Source organism: Roseburia sp. 831b (assembly GCF_001940165.2).
Lineage (GTDB): Bacteria > Bacillota > Clostridia > Lachnospirales > Lachnospiraceae > Roseburia.
The window spans coordinates 1,827,501-1,848,926 of sequence record NZ_CP135162.1 but is presented as its reverse complement, the minus strand read 5'-3'; the positions used below and the strand labels follow the sequence as shown (position 1 = coordinate 1,848,926).

Here is a 21,426-nt window from a genome sequence, read left to right as displayed (position 1 = left end):
TATTATAAATGTAAAGGGACTTTTTAGGTCGGAAATATAGACCTAAAACGTCCCTTTAAAATAATTGAAATACAGATATAATGTAGCTGTGAAGAGTAGCTGTAAGATGCTATTCTTGTTACTGATTCATCTTATGATGCATCAATAGAAGGGACAGCAAGATGATAAAATTTTATAGATTTGCATGGAAAAGATTTAACCGTAAAGCAAAAATGTGTTTTTTGTTGAATTTTTTCACATCTTTCGTGAATAACTGCTCTATGGTTCTCATCCCGATTTCGCAGAAAGAGATGATTGAACGAATGACCAATTCGCAACTGAAGATTTCCTACATCTGTATTTATTTTTTATGTGGGGTGGCGGGGGTACTGGCAGTCATTGCTGAGTCTGTTTTATTGAGCCATTTGGAGCGGACGCTTCAGAGAGCACTTCAGGAGGAACTGATTGAATCTGCATTGAAAAACAAAAATCCCATTATTGAATCCAAGGGACCTGGAGCTTATATGGTAAGCGTGTTTGGAGATTCGGAACATATTTCGAATCTGCTCGAAACGAATATTGTAAATATCTTTTTCCAATGCATCTCTACAATTGTAATTTTGGTTATTACAGCACAGTGGTCGAAGGCATTTGTCGGAATTGTTATGGTGTCCTATCTCGTGATGATAGTGTTACATTTTGTCAGTGATAAAGCGTTTATCAAAAAGTTTCAGGCGGCGCGGGAAAAGATTTATGAGGCAAACCCGCGTGTGCTTGAGTGCATTGAAAATCGCCTAAGTGTTATGGGATTTGCAGATATAAACCGATACATGAAAGAGATTTATCAGATTTTTGATGAAAGAGACGGATTCATGAAACAGGCAAATACGATTAATTCGGCATCGGTGTCTGCATTGGGAGGAATCCGGATTCTGGCACTGTCCATATTTTTTATAGTCTCTGTCTGTCAGATGAATGCAGGAAAAATGGAGATAGCGTCTTTTATTGCGATGCTTTCTTATTTTTCAACCATCTTTGTTCCAATCACGCTTTTGAAACAGTATAATTCCAACAAACACCAATTTACGATGTTTTATAACAAAATAAAAGACAGTCTGTGCCCGGAATTACGGCTTAAAATTCCAGATGGAGAAGCACTTGCATTAAAAAATTGCTCTTTTTCATACGAAAATGCTTCGGGGAAAAAGGCATTAAGCGGACTCTCGATGGAGGTTGGTGCGAAAATTGGGGTTGTTGGTCTTTCTGGAGAGGGAAAATCTACGATTATAAAAATGGTACTGGGTGAGCTGCTTCCGACAGATGGTGTGTGCTGTTATGGTGAAAAACAGACTTCAGATATCAGCAGATATCTGATTCAGACGGCAATACGCTATGCTCCGCAGGAACCGGAAATGTTTAACGGAAATCTGGAGTTTAACATTACACTTGGAAAAGCAGGAATTTCTGCTGAGGCATATGTAAAAAAAGAAAGTGAATGTAAGGACTGTGTGCAAAAACTCTATGATACGCTTAAAGCATGGAACCGAAAGGAGAAAATACGGTTGGAAAAACCAGAAAGGGAGCTGCTAAGGGAACTCTTTTTGCTGAATTATGCACAAGTGCAGGATAGCTCTGTTCTGGAGTGTATTGTACAAGAATTACCAGAAGATAAGACATGGTTTGTGGAATGGACTGCTAAGATAGAAATGGCAAGACATTATTATTTGGAAGAAAAATATAATAGGCTGTTATCGGATTTAGAATTATTAGATTTAGAGGGAAGAAAGTTTGGACAGAGAGGCTGTAAGATTTCAGGAGGAGAAAAGAACAAAATCGCAATTGCCCGTTTCCTTCTTCCAGAATATGGAAATTATTTTATTTTGGATGAGCCGTTTACCGGCTTAGATGCCATTTCCGAAGGAAAATGTCTGAATGTATTACAAGCGTACACGACTGGGATGAAAGGGATTATTATTTCACATAAGATGAATATTATTTCACAGTTTGCAGAGGATATCTATGTGCTTGAGAATGGTACGATTTCGGAACATGGAAGACATAAAGAACTGATGGCAAAAGAAGGACTCTATCACAGAATTTACACGGAATATACGAAAAAGACGATGGGTGTTAAAAATTAATCTAAGTTTTGACAGAAAACAGAACGGAAGCTTCTTTGAGAACCGTTCTGTTTTTCTTTTATAAGGAACCGAAAAAACGGCTAACTTTATTGAAAAATGACATAAAATGTGGCAATATGTAAAGGATAAAAAAAGAAAAGAATCGGGGAACCTGACGTGAGAAAGTTATTAATTTATCTGAAAGATTATAAAAAAGAAAGTGTATTAGGACCTCTTTTTAAACTGTTAGAGGCGTCATTCGAATTGATTGTCCCACTTGTAATGGCGGCGATTATTGACCATGGAATTGGAATGCAGGATGGCAATTATGTGGTAAAGATGTGTTTTGTGCTGATTGCACTTGCCTTAATCGGTCTTACCTGTTCCATAACGGCACAGTATTATGCGGCAAAAGCGGCGGTTGGTTTTTCAACCAAAATAAGACATGTTTTATTTTCCCATATTGAGACGCTCTCTTTTACGGAGATGGATGTTGTCGGAACATCAACACTGATTACAAGAATGACCAGTGATATCAATCAGGTGCAATCCGGTGTAAACCTCGTTTTGCGCTTGTTTCTGCGTTCACCGTTTATCGTCTTTGGTGCGATGATTATGGCTTTCACCATCAACGTAAAGGCAGCGCTTGTCTTTGTGGTGGCGATACCGTTACTTTCGATTGTGGTGTTTGGCATTATGATTATCAGTATTCCATTATACCGCAAGGTGCAGTCTGCGTTAGATAACGTTTTGGGAATCACAAGAGAGAATTTGACCGGTACAAGGGTAATTCGTGCCTTCCGAAAAGAAGCGGACGAGATGGAACATTTTCATGAGAGCAACGAATTTTTGACAAGAATGCAGCTCTATGTCGGAAAAATATCGGCACTGATGAATCCGGTGACCTACATCATCATCAACGGCGCAACCATCGTCCTGATTTACACGGGAGCGGTGCAGGTTGACCAGGGAATTATCACACAGGGTGAAGTAGTAGCCCTTGTGAACTATATGTCACAGATATTAGTAGAACTTATAAAATTAGCTAATCTTATTATTACAGTGACAAAAGCGATTGCATGTGGAAATCGTATCCAGGGTATCCTGGAACTTAGCCCGTCGATTGTGAGCAAACCATCCAAGCAGTGGCAGAGTGCGCTGGAAGAGGGAAGAAAGAGCGACGAAATTCTTTCTTTTGACGGAGTCGGACTTTCATATGAAAAAGCAGGTGAGGAAGCGCTGTCAGATTTGAACTTTACGGTCAGACGTGGGGAAACAATCGGAATTATCGGAGGAACCGGTTCCGGAAAATCTTCCGTGGTGCATCTGATTCCAAGATTTTATGATGTCACAAGAGGTGAGGTCCGCATCAATGGAATGAATGTAAAAGATTATCCGGTTGAGGTACTCCGCGATATGGTTGGGATTGTGCAGCAAAAAGCGGTTCTTTTTAAAGGAACCATCCGTGAGAATCTGATGTGGGGAAAGAAGGATGCAACCGAGGAAGAGTTAGAGGAAGCACTTCGTATCTCCCAGGCAAAAGAATTTGTAGATGCGAAGGAAGGCAGGCTTGATTATGAGATTGAGCAGGGTGGAAAAAATCTTTCCGGTGGTCAAAGACAAAGACTTACGATTGCAAGAGCGATTGTGAAAAAGCCGGAGATTTTAATTTTAGATGACAGCGCTTCTGCCCTTGATTATGCAACCGATGCGAAACTCCGTGAGGCAATTCGTGAAATGAAAAATACCACAGTCTTTTTGGTGTCCCAGAGGGCTGCATCGCTCATGCATGCAGATAAAATCCTGGTCATGGATGATGGAAATCTGGTTGGAATGGGAACTCATGAGGAATTATTGAAAACCTGTGAGATTTATCGGGAAATTTATGAGTCCCAGTTTCCGAAAAAGAGTGCAGCACAGGAGGGACGATAGATGAAGGATTATAGAGGAAAAACCATACGAAAAGTTTTAACATACATCAGAAATTACTGGATGTATCTGGGGGCGTCTGTTTTGCTGGCGGCTGCAACCGTAGTGCTGACGCTTTACATTCCGATTTTAACAGGTCAGGCTGTGGATTTTATTCTTGCAAAAGGACTTGTTGATTTTGTTGGAATAGCAGTTATTTTAAAGAAAATGGCGATTGTTATTTTTTTAACAGCAGCAGCCCAGTGGCTTATGAATGTCTGCAATAACCACATGACCTATCACATCGTAAGGGATATCCGAAAGGATGCATTTGAGCGATTAGAACATCTGCCGTTAAAATTTTTAGATGCACATTCTTACGGAGAGATTGTCAGCCGTGTGATTGCGGATGTTGATCAGTTTGCGGACGGACTTCTGATGGGATTTACCCAGCTTTTTTCCGGCGTGTTAACGATTGTTATCACACTTGTTTTTATGATTACCATCAATATTAAAATCACACTTGCGGTCGTTGTAATTACGCCAGTGTCTTTGTTTGTAGCAAGTTTTATTGCAAAAAGGACCTATTCCATGTTCCAGCTTCAGTCAAAGACAAGGGGAGAACAGACTGCCTTTATCGAAGAAATGGTGGGAAACCAGAAGGTGGTACAGGCATTTAGCCATGAAAAAGAGGCAATGGATCAATTTGATGAAATCAACGACAGGCTAGGAGCGTGCTCCTTGCGTGCGATTTTCTTCTCCAGTATTACGAATCCGGCGACACGGTTTGTCAACAGTATTGTGTACGCAGTGGTAGGAGTGGTAGGAGCGTTCCTTGCGATTGCAGGCGGTATTTCCGTTGGACAGCTAGCGAGCCTTTTAAGTTACGCAAATCAGTATACAAAACCGTTCAATGAGATTTCCGGTGTTGTGACAGAATTGCAGAATGCGATTGCCTGCGCAGCAAGAATTTTTGAACTGATTGAGGAAGAGCCGGAAGTTCCGGATGCACCGGATGCCATTGAACTGGAAAATGCAGATGGCAGCGTCGAGTTAGAGCATGTTTCTTTTTCCTATGTGCCGGAACAAAAATTAATTGAAGATTTTAACTTATCCGTAAAACCAGGACAGCGTGTTGCGATTGTTGGGCCGACCGGATGCGGAAAGACAACCCTGATTAATTTATTAATGCGTTTCTATGATGTAAACGATGGTCAGATTCGTGTTTCGGGTGTTCCGATTATGGAAATGACAAGAAAAAGTCTTCGTAAAAATTACGGAATGGTATTGCAGGAGACCTGGCTAAAAGCAGGAACGATTCGTGAAAATATCGTAATGGGAAAACCGGATGCAACCGAGGAGGAGATACTTGAGGCAGCAAAGGCATCCCATGCGCACAGCTTTATCAAGCGTTTGCCGGATGGCTACGATACCGTGATTGGTGAGGACGGAGGCAATCTGTCGCAAGGACAAAAACAGCTCCTTTGTATCACAAGGGTTATGCTTTGTCTGCCACCGATGCTGATTTTAGATGAGGCAACGTCCTCAATTGACACAAGAACGGAGATGAAGATTCAAAAGGCATTTGCTAAGATGATGAAGGGACGCACCAGCTTTATTGTGGCACATCGTCTTTCTACCATTCAGGAGGCAGATGTGATTCTTGTGATGAAGGATGGTCACATCATAGAAAAAGGCAAGCATGAAGAACTGCTTGCCCAGAATGGATTTTATGCAAAATTGTATCAAAGCCAGTTCGCTAATTAGCTTTGTAGATGGTACGGTCTCCATCGATGGTATCTTCGGTGGAGACTGTGATAAATTCTACGACTCCATCGGCATCACGTTTGATGAGATATTCATAAATGGTGGCTGTATTCTGATAAAGCTGTGGGATTCCATGGTTATGGCAGTAGCGGACCCAAAGGCTTGTAACCAGTTCACGGAATGAGATAAAGAACAGCGGAAGTAAGGTATTTCCACTGATAAAAGCCAATTCATGGCTGAACTGGAAAACGGCACAGGCAGCGTCCTCTGCGGTAGTAGACTGTCCAAGACGTTCCAGATATGGTTTTAATCCTTTGATTTCCTCGTCGGAGGCATGTGCGATGGCAAGCTTTGAGGCAAGTGTCATGAAGATAATGCGCACTTCAAGTAAGGAGCGGATGTCTCTTTGCTGCATCATTCCACCGTTATAATTAATGACAGACACTAAAGTTTCTAACGTTCCGTTTCTGCGGTAATCTTCGACAAAGGTTCCAATTCGCGGTTTTACGATTAAAAATCCTTTCTTTTCCATCTCTGCGATTCCAGAATTTACGACAGCACGGGAGACCTGCATCGAGTTTGCAAGTTCGCGCTCACTTGGGAGACGTTCTCCAATCTGTAATTTCCCGGAAATAATCATATTTTCAAGTTCACTGATAAACAATTCTTTTAAAGAAGGTGCTTCTAATTTTCGAAATTCCATAGGTATCATCCTTTCTACAAGTGGACTACTGGACAGACCAGATAGTTCGATTTTATTTTATGAGAAAAAATGGAAAAAATCAAGAACTCTTTTGGAAAATGGAATACTTTTTAAAACGTGTTGTAGAATTGAAATTTTATCGTAATTTTAGTATAATATTGTAATAGTCCAGCTATGAATGCGTAAAGAAAAACGCAAGAATGGAGATTTAATTAATATGAAAAAAAAGATGGATTCTGAGGAAAACGCAACCATAGAAAATGGTGCGGATGAAAATAAAAATTCCAGAAAGAAAGAAAAAGTCAGAACCAGGGATATCAGATGGGACCGGCTTGATAATACAGCACATTTGTTCCCCGTGATTGCAGGGGAAAGCATGAGCAATGTTTATCGAATCAGCGTAACATTGAATGAATTGGTACAGCCAGAATTTTTGCAGAAAGCATTGGATATTGTGCTTCCGAAGTTTGACGGATTTAATCTAAGGCTTTGCAGAGGCGTATTCTGGTATTATTTTGAAGAGAATGGGAAAGCGGCACCAAGAGTGCGTGAGGAAAGCAACTACCCATGTCGTTTTATTGTACAGAATCGAAATCACAGTTATATGTTTCGCGTAACTTACTATAAATACCGAATCAATCTTGAGGTGTTTCATGTATTGACAGACGGAATGGGCGGTATCAACTTTTTGAAGGAGCTGACCTATCAGTATCTGCGTCTGGTACATCCGGAATTATCGGAAAAATATGGGGATTCCCTGCACACAGATACCTCTTTAAACCGGGAGGACAGTTTTTTAAAGAATTACAAAAAAGGTTCTGCGAATGGATATCAGAGAAAGAAAGCCTATCTGATAAAAGGGGAAAAGCTGTCTACCGGAGAGTTTGGTGTGATGCACGGATACATGTCGGTTGCTGCATTAAAAGAAGTCAGCCACCGCTATGGCGTCAGCATCAATGAGTATCTCGTGTCCTGTTATATCTGGAGCGTGTATACAGAATGTCTTCATGCCATGCCGTCGAAGAAGCCGATTCGCGTGGCGGTTCCTGTCAACCTGCGTCCCTATTTTAATTCCGTCACGACAAAGAACTTTTTTGTTATGGTATCGGCAGAATTTCATCCAACCAAAGAATTTTATACCTTTGAAGAGGTGGTTGGAATTGTAAAAGAGAGTTTAAGGTCACAGATTAATAAGGAGAACCTGGAAAAACTGTTTTCCTATAATGTATCGAACGAAAAACAGATATTAGCGCGTGTGGTTCCGTTGTTTTTGAAAAATCTGGCGATGCGGTATGTGTATACATCCTCTGCACTTGCGAATACGGCAACGGTAACAAACATCGGAAATATCAAGGTCGCAAAGGAGTATGAGCCTTATATCGAGATGTTTCACTCGTTTCTTGCAATGTCAAAAGGGCAGCATTTAAAAGGTACCATCTGTTCGTACAAGGACACATTGGTGTTCAGTTTCAGCTATGACCTTGTGGACCCTTCGGTACAAAGAGGATTTTTCAGACAGATTGCAAGTGATGGAATTCAAATAGAGATAGAAAGCAATGGTGTTCATTATGAGTAGATGTAACAAATGTAACATAGAAGTAATAGATGAGACAGAACGTTGTCCGCTTTGTAATTGTGTATTAGAACAGACCGTGGAAGTGGAAAATATGTATCCAAACGTCAGGTTAAAGGCAAGAAAAATGATGTTGTTTGGAAGAATTTATCTGTTCCTTGCAATTTTGACAGAAGCGCTTCTGCTTTATATCAATTATGTCACAGCACCCAAAATGTGGTGGAGTGTGATTACAGGAATGATCTTCCTATACGGATATCTTCTGATTCGGTTTGCAATTTTAGGAAGAACCGGATACCGTATCAAGATTGTCGTATTGATGATGATTATGATTTTGATGATGGTTGCAATTGATTTTGTAGTTGGATATCATGGCTGGTCCTTAAATTATGTGCTGCCATCTGGAATCATTGCAGTGGATGTCGGAATTTTGCTGTTAATGTTAATCAACAGGAGAAATTGGCAAAGTTACATGATGCTACAGATTTTTATGATGGTATGCAGTGTTGTTCCGGTTATTTTTGCAGCAGTCGGGCTTGTGACAGCTCCACTTTTAAGTCAGATTGCACTGGCATTTTCTGTCTTTTTATTCCTTGGAACCGTGATTATTGGTGACAGGAGAGCGAGAACAGAACTGCGAAGAAGATTTCATGTTCGATAGAGAAAGGTATAAATGGAATGAGAGACCATGAGACAAGTATCAGGGGAAAAGTAGTGCGCGATTTGATTGCACACGTTACAAATGATAATCTGATTGGCAGAAAATTCAAAAATGGTGAGATTAGAAAAAATCTGGTAGAGCCACCGTGGAAATGTCCGGATTGCTTTACGATGACCAAGATAGAACTTCCGAATTTTACGATGGAACTGCTGGAATCGAAGGAAAATCCGAATCAGGAAAAAATTATTTTACAGCTTCACGGAGGCGGATACATCGGCGCGATGCGAAATGCATACCGTACGTTTGCGGGATTGTATAACGAAGTCAGCAAGGGAATGAGTGTACTTACCATCGATTACCGTGTGGCACCGGAACACCCATATCCGGCGGCACTAGAGGATGCAGTGGCTGCTTACCAGTGGCTGCTGGAACAGGGATATTTTGGTTATCAGATTATTCTGGCAGGGGACTCGGCAGGCGGAGGGCTTGTAATGGCGCTCTGCCACTATCTAAATGACCATAAGATGCCGCTTCCTTGTGGAATCGTTGCCATGTCGCCTTGGACAGACTTGCTGGCAAGCGGAGAATCTTATGAGACAAATTTTGAAAAAGATCCGTTATTTGGAAATACAAGAGATAGTTTGATTTATAACAAAGATTATGTGGGAGACCACGATCCGATGGATAGTTATATCTCACCACTTTATGGAGATTTCAGAGGATTTCCGCCCATGCTCATTCAGGTTGGCTCTTACGAAATGCTTTTGAGTGACTCGGTGAGTGTTGCCGCAAAAGCAAGAGAGCAGGGAGTAAGGGTACGCCTTAGTATTTATGAAGGAATGTTTCATATTTTTCAGATGGCGATGCTGCTTCTCCCGGAATCTAAAAAAGCATGGGTTGAAATCGGAAAATTTATTGAAGTTCTGCTAAATGACTAACGTTCAGATATGCCGGAAGTCCGTTTTTATATTGAACCTGGGATTCGCCTTGGATTAACGGGGTTAAGTAATCCACCAAAGGTTGTTCAATATCATTTCCGGCATCGTTAATCCATTCTCTTGGAACAGATTTCGCTTCGTTTGCAATATTTTTAATTTCTGCATAACCGTATTCAATGGTATATGGATTGTTTGAAGTACGATTCATGGTTACCATGGATGCGGTTATATTTTGTTCTGCAAGGGCTACGGCTTTTTTCCCAAGAGCAAATGCTTCCTCAAGGTCGGTTTTTGATGCAAGATGGGAAGCGCAGCGCTGTAACACGTTTAATTCGACAGAGCGCACTTTTACGCCTAATTTTTCTTTTACCAGAAATTCCAGTGTCTTGCCGGCACCGCTTAACTGGCTGTGACCGAAAGTATCAACGGACTGTTCGGAGGCACTGATGTAATTGCCTTCGCGGTCACGGATTCCCTCAGAGACGGCGACAATGACATTGTTGCAGGTAAAAAGCATCTTTTTTACATCCAAAAGGAAATCATCCTTATCAAAAGGAGCTTCCGGCAGATAAATCAAATGTGGAGCCACATTGTACTCATTTCTTGCAAGGGCGGATGCGGCGGTCAGCCATCCGGCGTCACGTCCCATAACCTCAATAATCGTAACACTCTTTACGGCATAGATGAACGTATCGTGTGCAATCTCAAGAATAGAAGATGCGACATATTTTGCTGCGGAACCAAAACCTGGGGTGTGGTCGGTCTCACAAAGGTCGTTGTCGATCGTTTTTGGGATACCAAGAATCTTAACGTCACTCCCGATTCTTTTTGCATACTCGGAAAGCTTTAATACGGTATCCATGGAATCGTTTCCACCGATGTAAAAGAATGCGCCGATGTTTAATTTTTCAAACTGATTGAAAATATAAACATAAGAAGAATCGTCATCGAGATAATTTGGAAGCTTATAACGGCAGGAACCTAAAAACATGGCAGGAGTTGTAATCAAGGTGTCGATGGCACCGTCTTTTTTGGCAATCTCCTCTGTCAGATTCAGATAGCGCTCGTTTAAAATTCCAAGGATTCCGTTGACGGAACCATAGATGGTGTCATATTCCTGTGATTCAACTACACCTGTAATCACACCAGCGAGACTGGAGTTAATTGCAACTGTGGGACCTCCGGACTGTGCTACCATACAATTTTTCTTACTCATGAAAATAACCAACCTTTCAATTCTATTTCAAAATACAATATTTTCATGTATAATGAATGCGTCCGGGTCAAATTTGCCAGCGGACATACTATCCATTATCATAGCGAAAAAAGAAATGGGAATCAAGGTTCATTTTGAATAGAAAGAAAAGAGTAATCGTATGGAAAAATGTACATTATGTCCTAGAAATTGTTTTGTAAATAGGAAATTAGGTGAAAAAGGGATTTGTGGTCAGACCAGTACGCTCAAGGTGGCGAGGGCTGCCCTCCATTTTTGGGAGGAGCCGTGCATCTCAGGAGAAAAAGGGTCAGGGGCGGTGTTTTTCAGTGGCTGTGCCCTGCACTGTGTATTCTGCCAGAATCAGGAGATTGCGAATGGAAGCGTTGGAAAAGAGATTTCCAATGAGCGTCTTAGCGAGATTTTTTTAGAACTTCAGGAAAAAGGAGCCAATAACATCAATCTGGTCACACCAGGCCATTTTGTGCCGCAGATTGTGCCGGCGATTGAGCGCGCGAGAAACCAAGGGTTAAATCTTCCCATTGTATATAACACAAGCAGCTACGAAAATGTGGATTCGATTCGGGAATTAGAAGGAATTGTGGATATCTATCTTCCGGATTTTAAGTATATGAGCAGTTCCCTAAGCAAAAAATATTCGCATGCACCTGATTATGGAGAGGTGGCAAAAAAAGTTGTAGCTGAGATGGTAAGGCAGACGGGAGCGGCATCCTTTTACGAAAAAGAGGGGCAGGAGCTGATGCAGCGCGGTGTGATTGTAAGGCACCTGATTTTGCCAGGCTGCATGGAGGATTCCAAGGACATCATCCGTTATCTTTATGAAACATATGGGGATACCATCTATCTTAGTATCATGAACCAGTTCACACCCTTAAAAAATGTGGAAAAGTACCCGGAACTCAATCGAAAATTGACGGGAGACGAATACGATGAGGTGGTTGATTTTGCAATTGACCTTGGAGTGGAAAATGGTTTTATTCAGGAGGGTGAGACCGCAGAGGAAAGTTTTATACCGGATTTTAACTGCGAAGGAGTGTAATCTGGCAAACAGGAATTCAATATAGAAAGAACAGGAAAAGAAGCAAGCATTCTCTAAGAATGGGGTGGCGCCTCGTAGTAGAGATTGTCTGCTTCTTTTTTGATGGCGCAAACGTTGATGGCGCAAAAAGAAGTGTACGATTTATAGGACACAATGTGAATTATGATAGAACCATCAAAAAGCCGGATAAGCCAGACTAGATAAAGAGGAAACGAATCGTTTGGAAGCTGGAACTGGTTTTGTAAGATAGGACAGGTTTTAGAAAGAGGATGAGAATATGATGGAAAAAGAATATCAGATTGTGGCGGTGGATTTTGATGGAACACTTTGTACCGACTGCTATCCAAAGATAGGAACACCTAATTTGTATCTGATTCAGATTTTAAAAGGACTTCGGGAACAGGGAAAGCAGGTGATTCTTTGGACGTGCCGGTGTGGAGAGCAGTTAGATGAGGCAGTGAACTGGTGTGAAGGGTTTGGACTGACATTTGATGCTATCAATCAGAATCTGCCAGAAATTATAGAGCAGTATGGAACGGACGCAAGAAAAATATTTGCGGACGTGTATTTGGATGATAAAGCATGCTTTCCATGGAAAAATGCAAAAGAATGGAGGAATTGGGAATGAAATCGATTGATAAAGAATTGGTAGGATTGTGTGGACTGATTGCACTTGTTGCAGCACTTGGTGTAGTGGCTGTTGTACTTGTTTTTACAGGAATGCGCATTGAAACCTGCAGCCATACCGTGCTTGCAGCCTCCTACTGCAGTCTGAGTGGAATCTTCTGGGGAACATTACTTATTTTTAATTTAGGGGAAGGAAAGAAATAGAGGCTTTGATTTTTTTATCGGATTTGGGTGTCAAAAGGTTGCTTACAGTTTTCTTACTGGCAAATTACACAATGACAAGCCAATTTTGTTCCGATGAGCGAACATAAGAACAATCTAAGTATGCCTGACAAAGATTATTTCAAAGTAACGTGACCGGCATTCAACGAGCCATCCATGGCTCGTGAAGCCTTGTTCTGCCGTCCGTGGCAGAACATCACTTGGGACAGAAAGGCATACTAAGATTTTCTAATGTTGCCTCAAAGTCACTAAAAGAGTCTTGTCTTTATGCAATTTGCCAATAACTAATTTGTGAGCAACCTTTTGACACCCGAATCTTTATCGGAAAAGAAGCTGCCGGATGGACTAAATATAGTAGTTACTGGTAAAAAATCACTATATTTAGGTTGACGGTGTAGAGGGAATTTCATATAATGAGACTGAGTAAGTATGTAGAAAATGGTACTTTCTTGGAGGAAATTTATGAAATAAACTGAAAAAGGTTTTCCGTTACAGATAAAGGTATAATCTCAATTATCTTTAATGGAAACAGTAAGGGAATATGAAAGGATGGATAAAATGAAAAAAGCAAAGAAAAGTAGTGTTTGTTTGATTTTCTTTCTATGGTTTTTCCTTTTCACTGCAATTCATCATCCGATACAGGTAAAGGCGGAGTCTGCATCATTATCTGTGAGTGCACCATCAAATGCAAACATGGATGAGAGTGTTACGGTAACCGTAAATGTTAGTGGAGAAACAGCTGCGAAATATCAACTTGCCATTAATTATGATGCGAGTGTTTTACAGTACGTAAGTTCTAAAAATTGCAGCGGAGGAAGTGGAACGCTGAATTTGGCAATGGATACTGACAGTGGTTCATTTTCAGAGAACATTACATTTAAGACCATAGGTGCAGGAAATGGAACGGTTAGTGCGAATGTCACAGATTCAAGTAAGACAAATACAGCAGAAAAGATAAGCATGAACACGAGTGCAGGTGCAACAGTTGCTGTAAACAATGCTGGATCCACAAGTACTTCTGGAAATAACGAAAATACAGGAGGTACAGATAATACCAATGCTGCGAATCTTTCCAGCGACAATTCCTTAAAATCATTAAGCCTTTCTTCGGGAAGTTTGTCACCGGCATTTAAGTATAATACGACCAAATATACAGCAAGTGTTGATGCTGATGTCACAAGTATTACAGTGGATGCCCAGCCAAGTAATGAGAAAGCAACGATACAATCTATAACTGGAAATGAAAACATTGTAGAGGGTCAGAATACAATTAAAGTTGTAGTTAAAGCAGAAAATGGTGTGACAGCAACTTACACGATTGTTGTGACAAAGAGTGCAGGTGGTCAGGAACAGACGGAAGAGTCAGAAAGTGAGACAGAGGAGGAAACCGCTGCCACAAGTGGAATTGTAATCAATGATGTTGCATATATCATATCAGAAGATTTTACTGAAGATGAAATCCCGGAAGACTTTTCTGCTGCGACAGTGTCTTATCAGGGTGTGGATTATAAAGGAATCAGTTTTGACAAAGGAAATCTTGTGATGCTTTACCTTGTTCCGGAAAGCGGAGAGGGTCAGGGAGCATTTTATGTGCATGACCAGAACAGAGGCATTTTTTATCCATTTGTTAAAATCGTTTATGGAGACCGTTACCTGATTGCATTGCAGGCACCGTTAGATGTGACAATTCCATCAAATTATACAGAGGCTGATTTTACAATCGACGAAGTTGGAACCGTTACTGCTTACCAGCAATTGGCGGAAGATGAGAGTGCAATACCGGAGTTTTATGTGTTCTATGCCATGAACAGTGATGGTGCAGAGGGATGGTACCAGTATGACAGTGTGGAACAGACCGTCCAGAGATTAAACGGTACTTTAGAGGAAGATGACACACAAAGTGACGATTTAGAGCGTCTGCAAAGTGAGTACAACAAACTTTCGGACCAGCTTTCCAAAGAAAAATCACATTTTAGAAAAATCATTGGTGCATTGATTGTACTCTGTGTAATTTGTGTGATTGTAATTGTGAATCTTTTGCTTCGTGGAAGAGGCGGCCGCAACCGTTTTGAGGAGGATGATGAGGAAGACTTCGAGGAAGGTGAGGACGAACTCGACGGATTTAAGACAACAATAGAGGAAGAGGTTGCCGAGGATGAAAATCCAGAAGACGTACAGCTGAAAGAAAGAAAATTATCCTGGAGAGAAAAGAGAAAGAACCGGAAACTGGAAGAGGAAATGTTTGAAGAAGAGGATGATTTCGATGACGATTTCCAAGATGATTTCGAAGAAGAACCGGTGGTAAAGAAGGGGGCAAAGAAAAATACGAAGCCTTCGGAGCCAAAAGAAGAAAAAGATGAGATTGAAGTCATCGACTTAAACGATTTATAAAGGGAATACTTCAAAGTATAGGAGGCATCAGGATGCAGAAATCATATACCGTGAAAGCAAAAAAGGCGTTGGACATTGCAAACAGAATGTCCAGGTCCTTAAAGCATAATTATATAGGAACAGAACATCTGTTAATAGGCTTATTAAAAGAAGGAACAGGTGTAGCTGCTTTGGTTCTGTCTGAGAATGGTGTAGATCTGGAAAAAGTTTTAGAACTTATTGAAGAGCTGATTGCACCAAATTCAGATATCGCATTACTTGAAAGAGAAGGCTATTCACCGAGAAGCAGAAGAGTTTTAGAATGTGCACAAAAAGAGGCAGAACGATTTGCCAGTGAGCAGGTTGGAACAGAGCATATCCTGCTTTCCATGTTAAAAGAGAACGAGTGTGCGGCATCAAGGCTTTTGAATACGTTAGGGGTCAATATTCAAAAATTATATGTGGATACCCTTATTGCGATGGGGGAAGACCCAAACAAATTCCGTGATGAATTCCAGAACGGAAGAAACGGAAAGAAAAAAAGAGCAGAAGGAACACCGACATTAGACCAGTATTCCAGAGATTTGACACAGATTGCAAAAGAAGGTGGATTAGATCCGGTTGTCGGAAGAGAAGAAGAGATTGCAAGAGTCATCCAGATTATCAGCAGAAGAAGTAAGAACAATCCATGTTTGATTGGGGAACCTGGAGTGGGAAAAACAGCAATCATTGAAGGAATTGCCCAGAGAATTATCTCTGGCATGGTGCCACAGACCGTTGCAGATAAGCGCCTGGTTGCGTTAGATTTATCTGGAATTGTGGCAGGCTCTAAATATCGTGGAGAGTTTGAAGAGCGAATTAAAAAGATTATTCAGGAAGTGACAAAGGCCGGAAATGTACTTCTTTTTATTGACGAGGTCCACACGATTATTGGTGCGGGTGGTGCAGAAGGTGCCATTGATGCATCTAATATTTTAAAGCCAGCCCTGGCACGTGGTGAGATTCAGATTATCGGTGCGACTACAATCGAAGAGTACCGTAAATACATTGAAAAGGATGCAGCCTTAGAGCGTAGATTCCAGCCGGTGACGGTAGAAGAACCGACAGAAGAGGGCGCAATCGAGATTCTTATGGGCTTGCGTGGCAAATACGAAACACATCATAAGGTGAAGATTACAGATAAAGCGGTAAAAGCGGCAGTACAGCTTTCAGCGCGCTATATTAATGACCGTTTTCTGCCAGATAAGGCAATTGACTTGATGGATGAGGCAGCTGCGAAGGTTAGACTTGGAAGTTACAGCAATACGCAGGAAGTCATTGACCTTCAGATGCGTGTCAAAGAGCTGGAAGAGGAATTGGAAGCAAGCCTTTCCAATATGGATTTAGAGGCTGCCAAAGCAGCGAAGGCAGAAAAAGAGTCCATCGAACAAAATATTGAAAAATTAAAGAAACGTTACCAGAAGAGTCTGCAAAGAAAAGTTCCAACAGTCGGAGAAAATGAAATTGCAGATGTTGTTTCCGGTTGGACAAAAATCCCTGTTAAAAAATTAACAGAGGGAGAGGCACAGCGTTTAAGAAAATTAGAGACAACGCTTCACAAAAGGGTAATTGGTCAGGAAGATGCGGTGACTGCAGTTGCAAAGGCTGTCAGACGAGGCAGGGTAGGATTGAAAGATCCAAACAGACCGATAGGTTCTTTCCTGTTCCTTGGACCTACCGGTGTTGGAAAAACGGAGATTTCCAAGGCACTTGCGGAAGCAGTTTTTGGAAATGAGCAGGCTATGATAAGGGTTGACATGTCTGAATATATGGAAAAACACAGTGTGTCAAAGATGATTGGCTCCCCTCCAGGATATGTAGGCCATGAGGAAGGCGGACAGCTCAGTGAAAAAGTCAGAAGAAATCCTTACGCTGTCATCTTGTTTGATGAGATTGAAAAAGCGCATCCAGATGTGTTCAACGTCTTATTACAGGTATTAGATGACGGACATATCACGGATTCCCAGGGGCGAAAAGTTGATTTTAAGAACACCATTATTATTATGACATCAAACGCAGGGGCACAGTCTATTGTAGAACCAAAGAAGTTAGGGTTTGCATCGGTAGATGATGAAAAGTTCAATTACGACAGAATGAAAGAGGGCGTGATGGAAGAGGTAAAACATATTTTCCGCCCGGAATTTTTAAATCGTATTGATGAAACCATTGTGTTCCGCTCGCTGAATAAGGGTGATATGAAAAAGATTGTCACGATTATGACGACATCTTTAATCAAACGCTGCGAGAGTCAGCTTGACATCCAGCTTGTGATTCGTGACAGCGTCAAGGAATACATTGTAGAGAAAGCCTATGAACCAAAGTATGGAGCAAGACCATTACGCCGCAAAATCCAGGATGAAATCGAAGACAAGTTAGCGGAAGAAATTCTCGATGGAACGGTTCGAAAAGGGGATAAGGTGATTGTGACAACCAAGAATAAGAAAATCGTATTTGAGACAGAGAAAAAGTAAAAAAATACGGAAATCTTTTGGAACCACTAGAAAAAAAAGAAAGATTATTATATAATTAATTTACAAAATTTTTACGACAGTCAAAGGACTGTCACAGGAGGAAAAAATGGCTGTTATTAGTGAATTAATTCGTTCAGAAGCAGACGGTACCATTAGTTTTGGGGACTATTCTTTACAGACAAAGGCAAAACTTGATAATTTTGAACATGAAGGCGATATTTATAAAGTAAAGACCTTTCAGGAAATCACCAAATTAGAACGTAACGGTATGTTTGTTTATGAGTCAGTACCAGGAACGGCCGTAAGTAATTTAAATGTAACGGATACAGGGATTACATTTGGGGTAGAAGGTACAGAAGATGCACAGATTACACTTGAATTAGAAGCAGAAACAGAATATGAGATTACCATTGATGGAGTGAATGCAGGATGCATGAAAACTAACCTTGGTGGTAAGCTTAGCTTGAGTGTTGAACTTGAAAATCAGGATCAGGTAAAAGTTGCAGTGGTAAAGAAGAATTAATCCAAATCGGATATGAGTGTGATGGAACCCGGCCATTCAGATGGTACGGGTTCTTGCTTTACACAAAACAGATACGATACAGGGAATCATATTTTACGGGTGAAAAGAAAGGGAGGACAGATGGCAAAAGGGAAAACAACAGTATTTTTTTGTCAGTCATGTGGTTATGAATCTGCAAAATGGATGGGGCAGTGTCCGGGCTGCAAGGAATGGAACACCTTTGTGGAGGAGATGGTTGAAAAAAAATCAGCTCACAAAGCAGGGGCGGTAAGAAAAAGTGATTTGCAGGTGCTGCCGCTTTCTAAGATTGAAATGACAAAAGAGGACAGAATGTCAACACAGATAAAGGAACTTGACCGTGTCCTTGGCGGTGGAATTGTTCCGGGTTCCATGGTGTTAGTGGGCGGTGATCCTGGAATTGGAAAGTCAACCCTGCTCTTGCAGGTGTGCAAGCATCTCTCAGAGCAACAGATAAAGGTTTTATATATTTCAGGGGAGGAATCTCTTCAGCAGATTAAAATCAGAGCAGAGCGAATTGGCACATTTCGGGATAGCCTGTCCTTGCTTTGCGAGACGAATTTAGACCTCATTGAGGAAGTGATTCAAAGAGAAAAACCACAGGTGGTAGTGATTGATTCGATTCAGACGATGTACCGGGAAGCGGTTTCTTCTTCTCCGGGAAGCGTTTCACAGGTAAGAGAATCCACAGGAACGCTCATGCAGATTGCAAAGGGCATGAATATTTCGATTTTTATTGTTGGACATGTAACAAAAGAAGGTGTTGTTGCGGGACCGAGAGTACTCGAACATATGGTCGACACAGTGCTTTATTTTGAAGGAGACAGACACGCTGCCTACCGTATTTTGCGAGGGGTGAAAAATCGTTTTGGCTCCACCAATGAAATTGGTGTTTTTGAGATGCGGGAGGATGGCCTTAGTGAGGTCGAGAATCCGTCGGAGTTTATGCTAAACGGAAGACCGCAGGGAGCGTCCGGTTCTGTGGTAGCCTGTTCGATGGAGGGAACGAGGCCGATTCTTTTGGAAATCCAGGCGCTGGTATGCCGCAGCAACTTTGGAATGCCGCGAAGAACTGCAGCGGGAACCGATTATAACAGAGTGAATCTTTTGATGGCCGTTTTGGAAAAAAGACTCGGAATCAGAATGGGAGAGTGTGACGCATACATTAACATTGCAGGCGGAATCAAGATGAATGAACCGGCGATTGATTTGGGAATTGTGCTGGCGCTGATATCAAGCTATAAAGAGATTCCAATTGACGAACACACGATTTGCTTTGGAGAGGTTGGTTTAAGTGGCGAAGTAAGAGCTGTAAACATGGCAGAACAAAGAGTGTTAGAAGCAAGAAAACTAGGATTTGATACCTGTATTTTGCCACAGGCATGTATGGACACATTAAAAAAGATAGATGGAATCCGTCTCGTCGGAGTAAGGAATGTAAAAGAGGCAATTGATTTTATCAAATAAGGAAATGACCTGCAAAAGTTAAAAAATATACCGACCCCAAAAAGTTAGACCTAAAAATCTAACGATTGGAGGTCGGTATTTTTATGGGAAAAGGCAGGTTTATTTCAAATGCCGTTTAAAGAAATCTTTTGTTTCCTTTACCACAATTCCACTTAAAGAAAAGATTGCAATCATGTTTGGAAATGCCATAAGCCCGTTTACAATATCTGCTATCGTCCAGACAGCAGATACGGTCAAAAATGGTCCGATTAACACAACCAGAATATAAAGCCAACGGTAGATAAGAATCGATTTTTTCTGACCGCCCACCAGATATTCCAGGCAGCGCTCGGAATAGTAATCCCATCCAAGGATGGTGGTAAATGCAAAGAAGGTCAGACAAAGCATGATGATAAAAGAAACTGCTTTAGCAGGGAGAGGAAGCCCATTTTGAAAAGCGTAAGTGGTAACTTCAACGCCTTCTAATCCCTCGACCTGCCATGCACCGGTGATGACAATAGAGAGTCCGGTCATGCTGCAGATTAAAATAGTATCGATAAAGGTTCCGGTCATGGAGACAAGTCCCTGGCGGACAGGTTCTTTTGTCTGTGCAGCTGCAGCGGCAATTGGCGCAGAGCCAAGACCGGCTTCATTGGAAAAGATACCGCGAGCCACTCCTTTTTGCATTGCGACGAAAACACTGCCGACCACACCGCCTGTAACAGCACGTGGATGAAAAGCTCCATTTATAATAGTTCCAATAGCTGCAGGAATCGAGGAAAGATTACAAAGAAGTAAAATCATACAAATGCAAATATAAAGGACTGCCATAAAAGGTACAACAATCTGTGCGACCCCGGAAATACGCTTGATGCCGCCAATCAAAACAAGGGCAACAAAGAAAGTGACAACAATTGCACCAATCACGACAATGATGGAATACTGACCGATGCCAGGAAGTGTGATAAGTTTTGCATTTTCCGGATCAAAATAATTACGAAGCGCGTTTACAATACCGTTTACCTGTGTAATTGTTCCAATTCCAAGAAGGCCGACAAGGACACCAAAGAATGCGAAAAGCTTTGCGAGCCATTTCCATTTTGCACCCATACCCTGTTCGATATAATAGAAGGGACCACCCAGGGAATGCCCATCCTCAGTGACAACACGATATTTGATTGCAAGAAGACCTTCTGCATATTTTGTTGCCATTCCAAAGAATGCGGCAACAACCATCCAGAAAAGTGCGCCTGGTCCTCCGGTACAGACAGCAGTTGCAACCCCGACGATGTTGCCGGTTCCAATGGTTGCGGAAAGAGCGGTGCAAAGTGCAGCAAAAGAACTTACTTCGCCGACACCATGTTCCTCATTTTTTATCATCCATTTCAAAGCAAGTGGAAGTTTACGAACCTGTAAAACACCCAAACGGAAGGTAAGTAAAATTCCTCCAGCTAAAATTAATATCATAAGAGGAACGCCCCAGACGATATTATCGAGCTGTATAAGAATGTTTGCGATAGTTTCCATTTATAATCTCCTCATATTCAATAGTGCGTTGCATCCAATAATTCAATTGTTTTATATTGTAAAAAAGAACTCTATAATATAATATAAGAACATAATCCTGTCATTGCACTTATTATAAATATAAGTACAACTTATAAGACGTGAATTATTACTCATGCAACTTATATAACTTGCTAAATACGATAACAATCTTTTCCCTAAAAGTCAATGAAAATAAGGTGTAATCAAAGAAAAGGGACGAAAAAAGAAAAATGTGTCAAA

General features: G+C 41.3%; 16 protein-coding genes. 13 read left to right on the top strand and 3 right to left on the bottom strand.

The window, feature by feature from the left end:
* Window positions 1-161: 161 nt before the first annotated feature.
* The 3 genes from BIV16_RS08490 (at window position 162) to BIV16_RS08480 (ending at window position 5,774) form a co-directional block, all read left to right on the top strand.
* On the top strand, window positions 162-2,120 hold the full coding sequence (locus tag BIV16_RS08490; RefSeq protein ID WP_075681706.1) for an ATP-binding cassette domain-containing protein: 1,959 nt from the start codon (window positions 162-164) through the stop codon (window positions 2,118-2,120).
* Between the two features lie 156 nt (window positions 2,121-2,276).
* Complete coding sequence (locus BIV16_RS08485; protein ID WP_075681704.1) at window positions 2,277-4,031, top strand: ABC transporter ATP-binding protein; 1,755 nt, start codon at window positions 2,277-2,279, stop codon at window positions 4,029-4,031.
* Window positions 4,032-5,774: an ABC transporter ATP-binding protein gene (locus tag BIV16_RS08480; RefSeq protein WP_075681702.1), complete on the top strand. Its 1,743-nt coding sequence runs from the start codon at window positions 4,032-4,034 to the stop codon at window positions 5,772-5,774. It abuts the gene before it with no gap.
* Here the strand turns inward: BIV16_RS08480 and BIV16_RS08475 are convergent.
* The gene (locus tag BIV16_RS08475) at window positions 5,767-6,477 is read right to left on the bottom strand and encodes a FadR/GntR family transcriptional regulator (RefSeq protein WP_075681700.1); all 711 of its coding nucleotides are present in this window, start codon (window positions 6,475-6,477) and stop codon (window positions 5,767-5,769) included. The two genes, BIV16_RS08480 and BIV16_RS08475, sit on opposite strands and share 8 nt — an antisense overlap.
* Before the next feature lie 217 nt (window positions 6,478-6,694).
* Here BIV16_RS08475 and BIV16_RS08470 point away from each other — a divergent pair, with 217 nt between their 5' ends.
* The 3 genes from BIV16_RS08470 to BIV16_RS08460 are packed head-to-tail and all read left to right on the top strand — an operon-like array spanning window position 6,695 to window position 9,649.
* Window positions 6,695-8,053, top strand: a complete 1,359-nt coding sequence (locus BIV16_RS08470; RefSeq protein ID WP_075681698.1) for a hypothetical protein — start codon at window positions 6,695-6,697, stop codon at window positions 8,051-8,053.
* A complete protein-coding gene (locus BIV16_RS08465; RefSeq protein ID WP_075681871.1) occupies window positions 8,046-8,711 on the top strand; it encodes a DUF6320 domain-containing protein in 666 nt (221 codons plus the stop codon). Before BIV16_RS08470 ends, BIV16_RS08465 begins: the two co-directional genes overlap by 8 nt.
* A gap of 17 nt (window positions 8,712-8,728) precedes the next feature.
* The gene (locus tag BIV16_RS08460) at window positions 8,729-9,649 is read left to right on the top strand and encodes an alpha/beta hydrolase (RefSeq protein ID WP_075681696.1); all 921 of its coding nucleotides are present in this window, start codon (window positions 8,729-8,731) and stop codon (window positions 9,647-9,649) included.
* On the opposite strand, the gene BIV16_RS08455 is transcribed toward BIV16_RS08460, so the two are convergent.
* Entirely contained in the window at window positions 9,624-10,865 is a 1,242-nt protein-coding gene (locus BIV16_RS08455; RefSeq protein WP_075681694.1) for a 6-phosphofructokinase, read from the bottom strand. The genes BIV16_RS08460 and BIV16_RS08455 overlap by 26 nt on opposite strands.
* 160 nt (window positions 10,866-11,025) lie before the next feature.
* Here BIV16_RS08455 and BIV16_RS08450 point away from each other — a divergent pair, with 160 nt between their 5' ends.
* From BIV16_RS08450 to radA, 7 genes are all read left to right on the top strand, one after another.
* On the top strand, window positions 11,026-11,922 hold the full coding sequence (locus BIV16_RS08450) for a radical SAM protein (RefSeq protein ID WP_075681692.1): 897 nt from the start codon (window positions 11,026-11,028) through the stop codon (window positions 11,920-11,922).
* A 277-nt stretch (window positions 11,923-12,199) separates the two neighbouring features.
* Window positions 12,200-12,550, top strand: a complete 351-nt coding sequence (locus BIV16_RS08445; RefSeq protein WP_075681690.1) for a hypothetical protein — start codon at window positions 12,200-12,202, stop codon at window positions 12,548-12,550.
* On the top strand, window positions 12,547-12,753 hold the full coding sequence (locus tag BIV16_RS08440) for a hypothetical protein (RefSeq protein ID WP_075681688.1): 207 nt from the start codon (window positions 12,547-12,549) through the stop codon (window positions 12,751-12,753). Before BIV16_RS08445 ends, BIV16_RS08440 begins: the two co-directional genes overlap by 4 nt.
* Window positions 12,754-13,329: 576 nt before the next feature.
* Window positions 13,330-15,162 carry a cadherin-like beta sandwich domain-containing protein gene (locus BIV16_RS08435; protein ID WP_075681686.1) on the top strand — a complete coding sequence of 611 codons (1,833 nt, stop codon included), beginning with the start codon at window positions 13,330-13,332 and terminating at the stop codon, window positions 15,160-15,162.
* 32 nt (window positions 15,163-15,194) lie between these two features.
* A complete protein-coding gene (locus tag BIV16_RS08430) occupies window positions 15,195-17,651 on the top strand; it encodes an ATP-dependent Clp protease ATP-binding subunit (RefSeq protein ID WP_075681684.1) in 2,457 nt (818 codons plus the stop codon).
* A gap of 106 nt (window positions 17,652-17,757) precedes the next feature.
* On the top strand, window positions 17,758-18,174 hold the full coding sequence (locus BIV16_RS08425) for an endosialidase (protein ID WP_075681682.1): 417 nt from the start codon (window positions 17,758-17,760) through the stop codon (window positions 18,172-18,174).
* Window positions 18,175-18,294: 120 nt separating this feature from the next.
* Entirely contained in the window at window positions 18,295-19,659 is a 1,365-nt protein-coding gene (radA, locus tag BIV16_RS08420; RefSeq protein ID WP_075681869.1) for a DNA repair protein RadA, read from the top strand.
* 99 nt (window positions 19,660-19,758) lie between these two features.
* Here radA and BIV16_RS08415 read toward each other — a convergent pair whose 3' ends face one another.
* Window positions 19,759-21,165: an alanine/glycine:cation symporter family protein gene (locus BIV16_RS08415; RefSeq protein ID WP_075681680.1), complete on the bottom strand. Its 1,407-nt coding sequence runs from the start codon at window positions 21,163-21,165 to the stop codon at window positions 19,759-19,761.
* Window positions 21,166-21,426 lie beyond the last annotated feature (261 nt).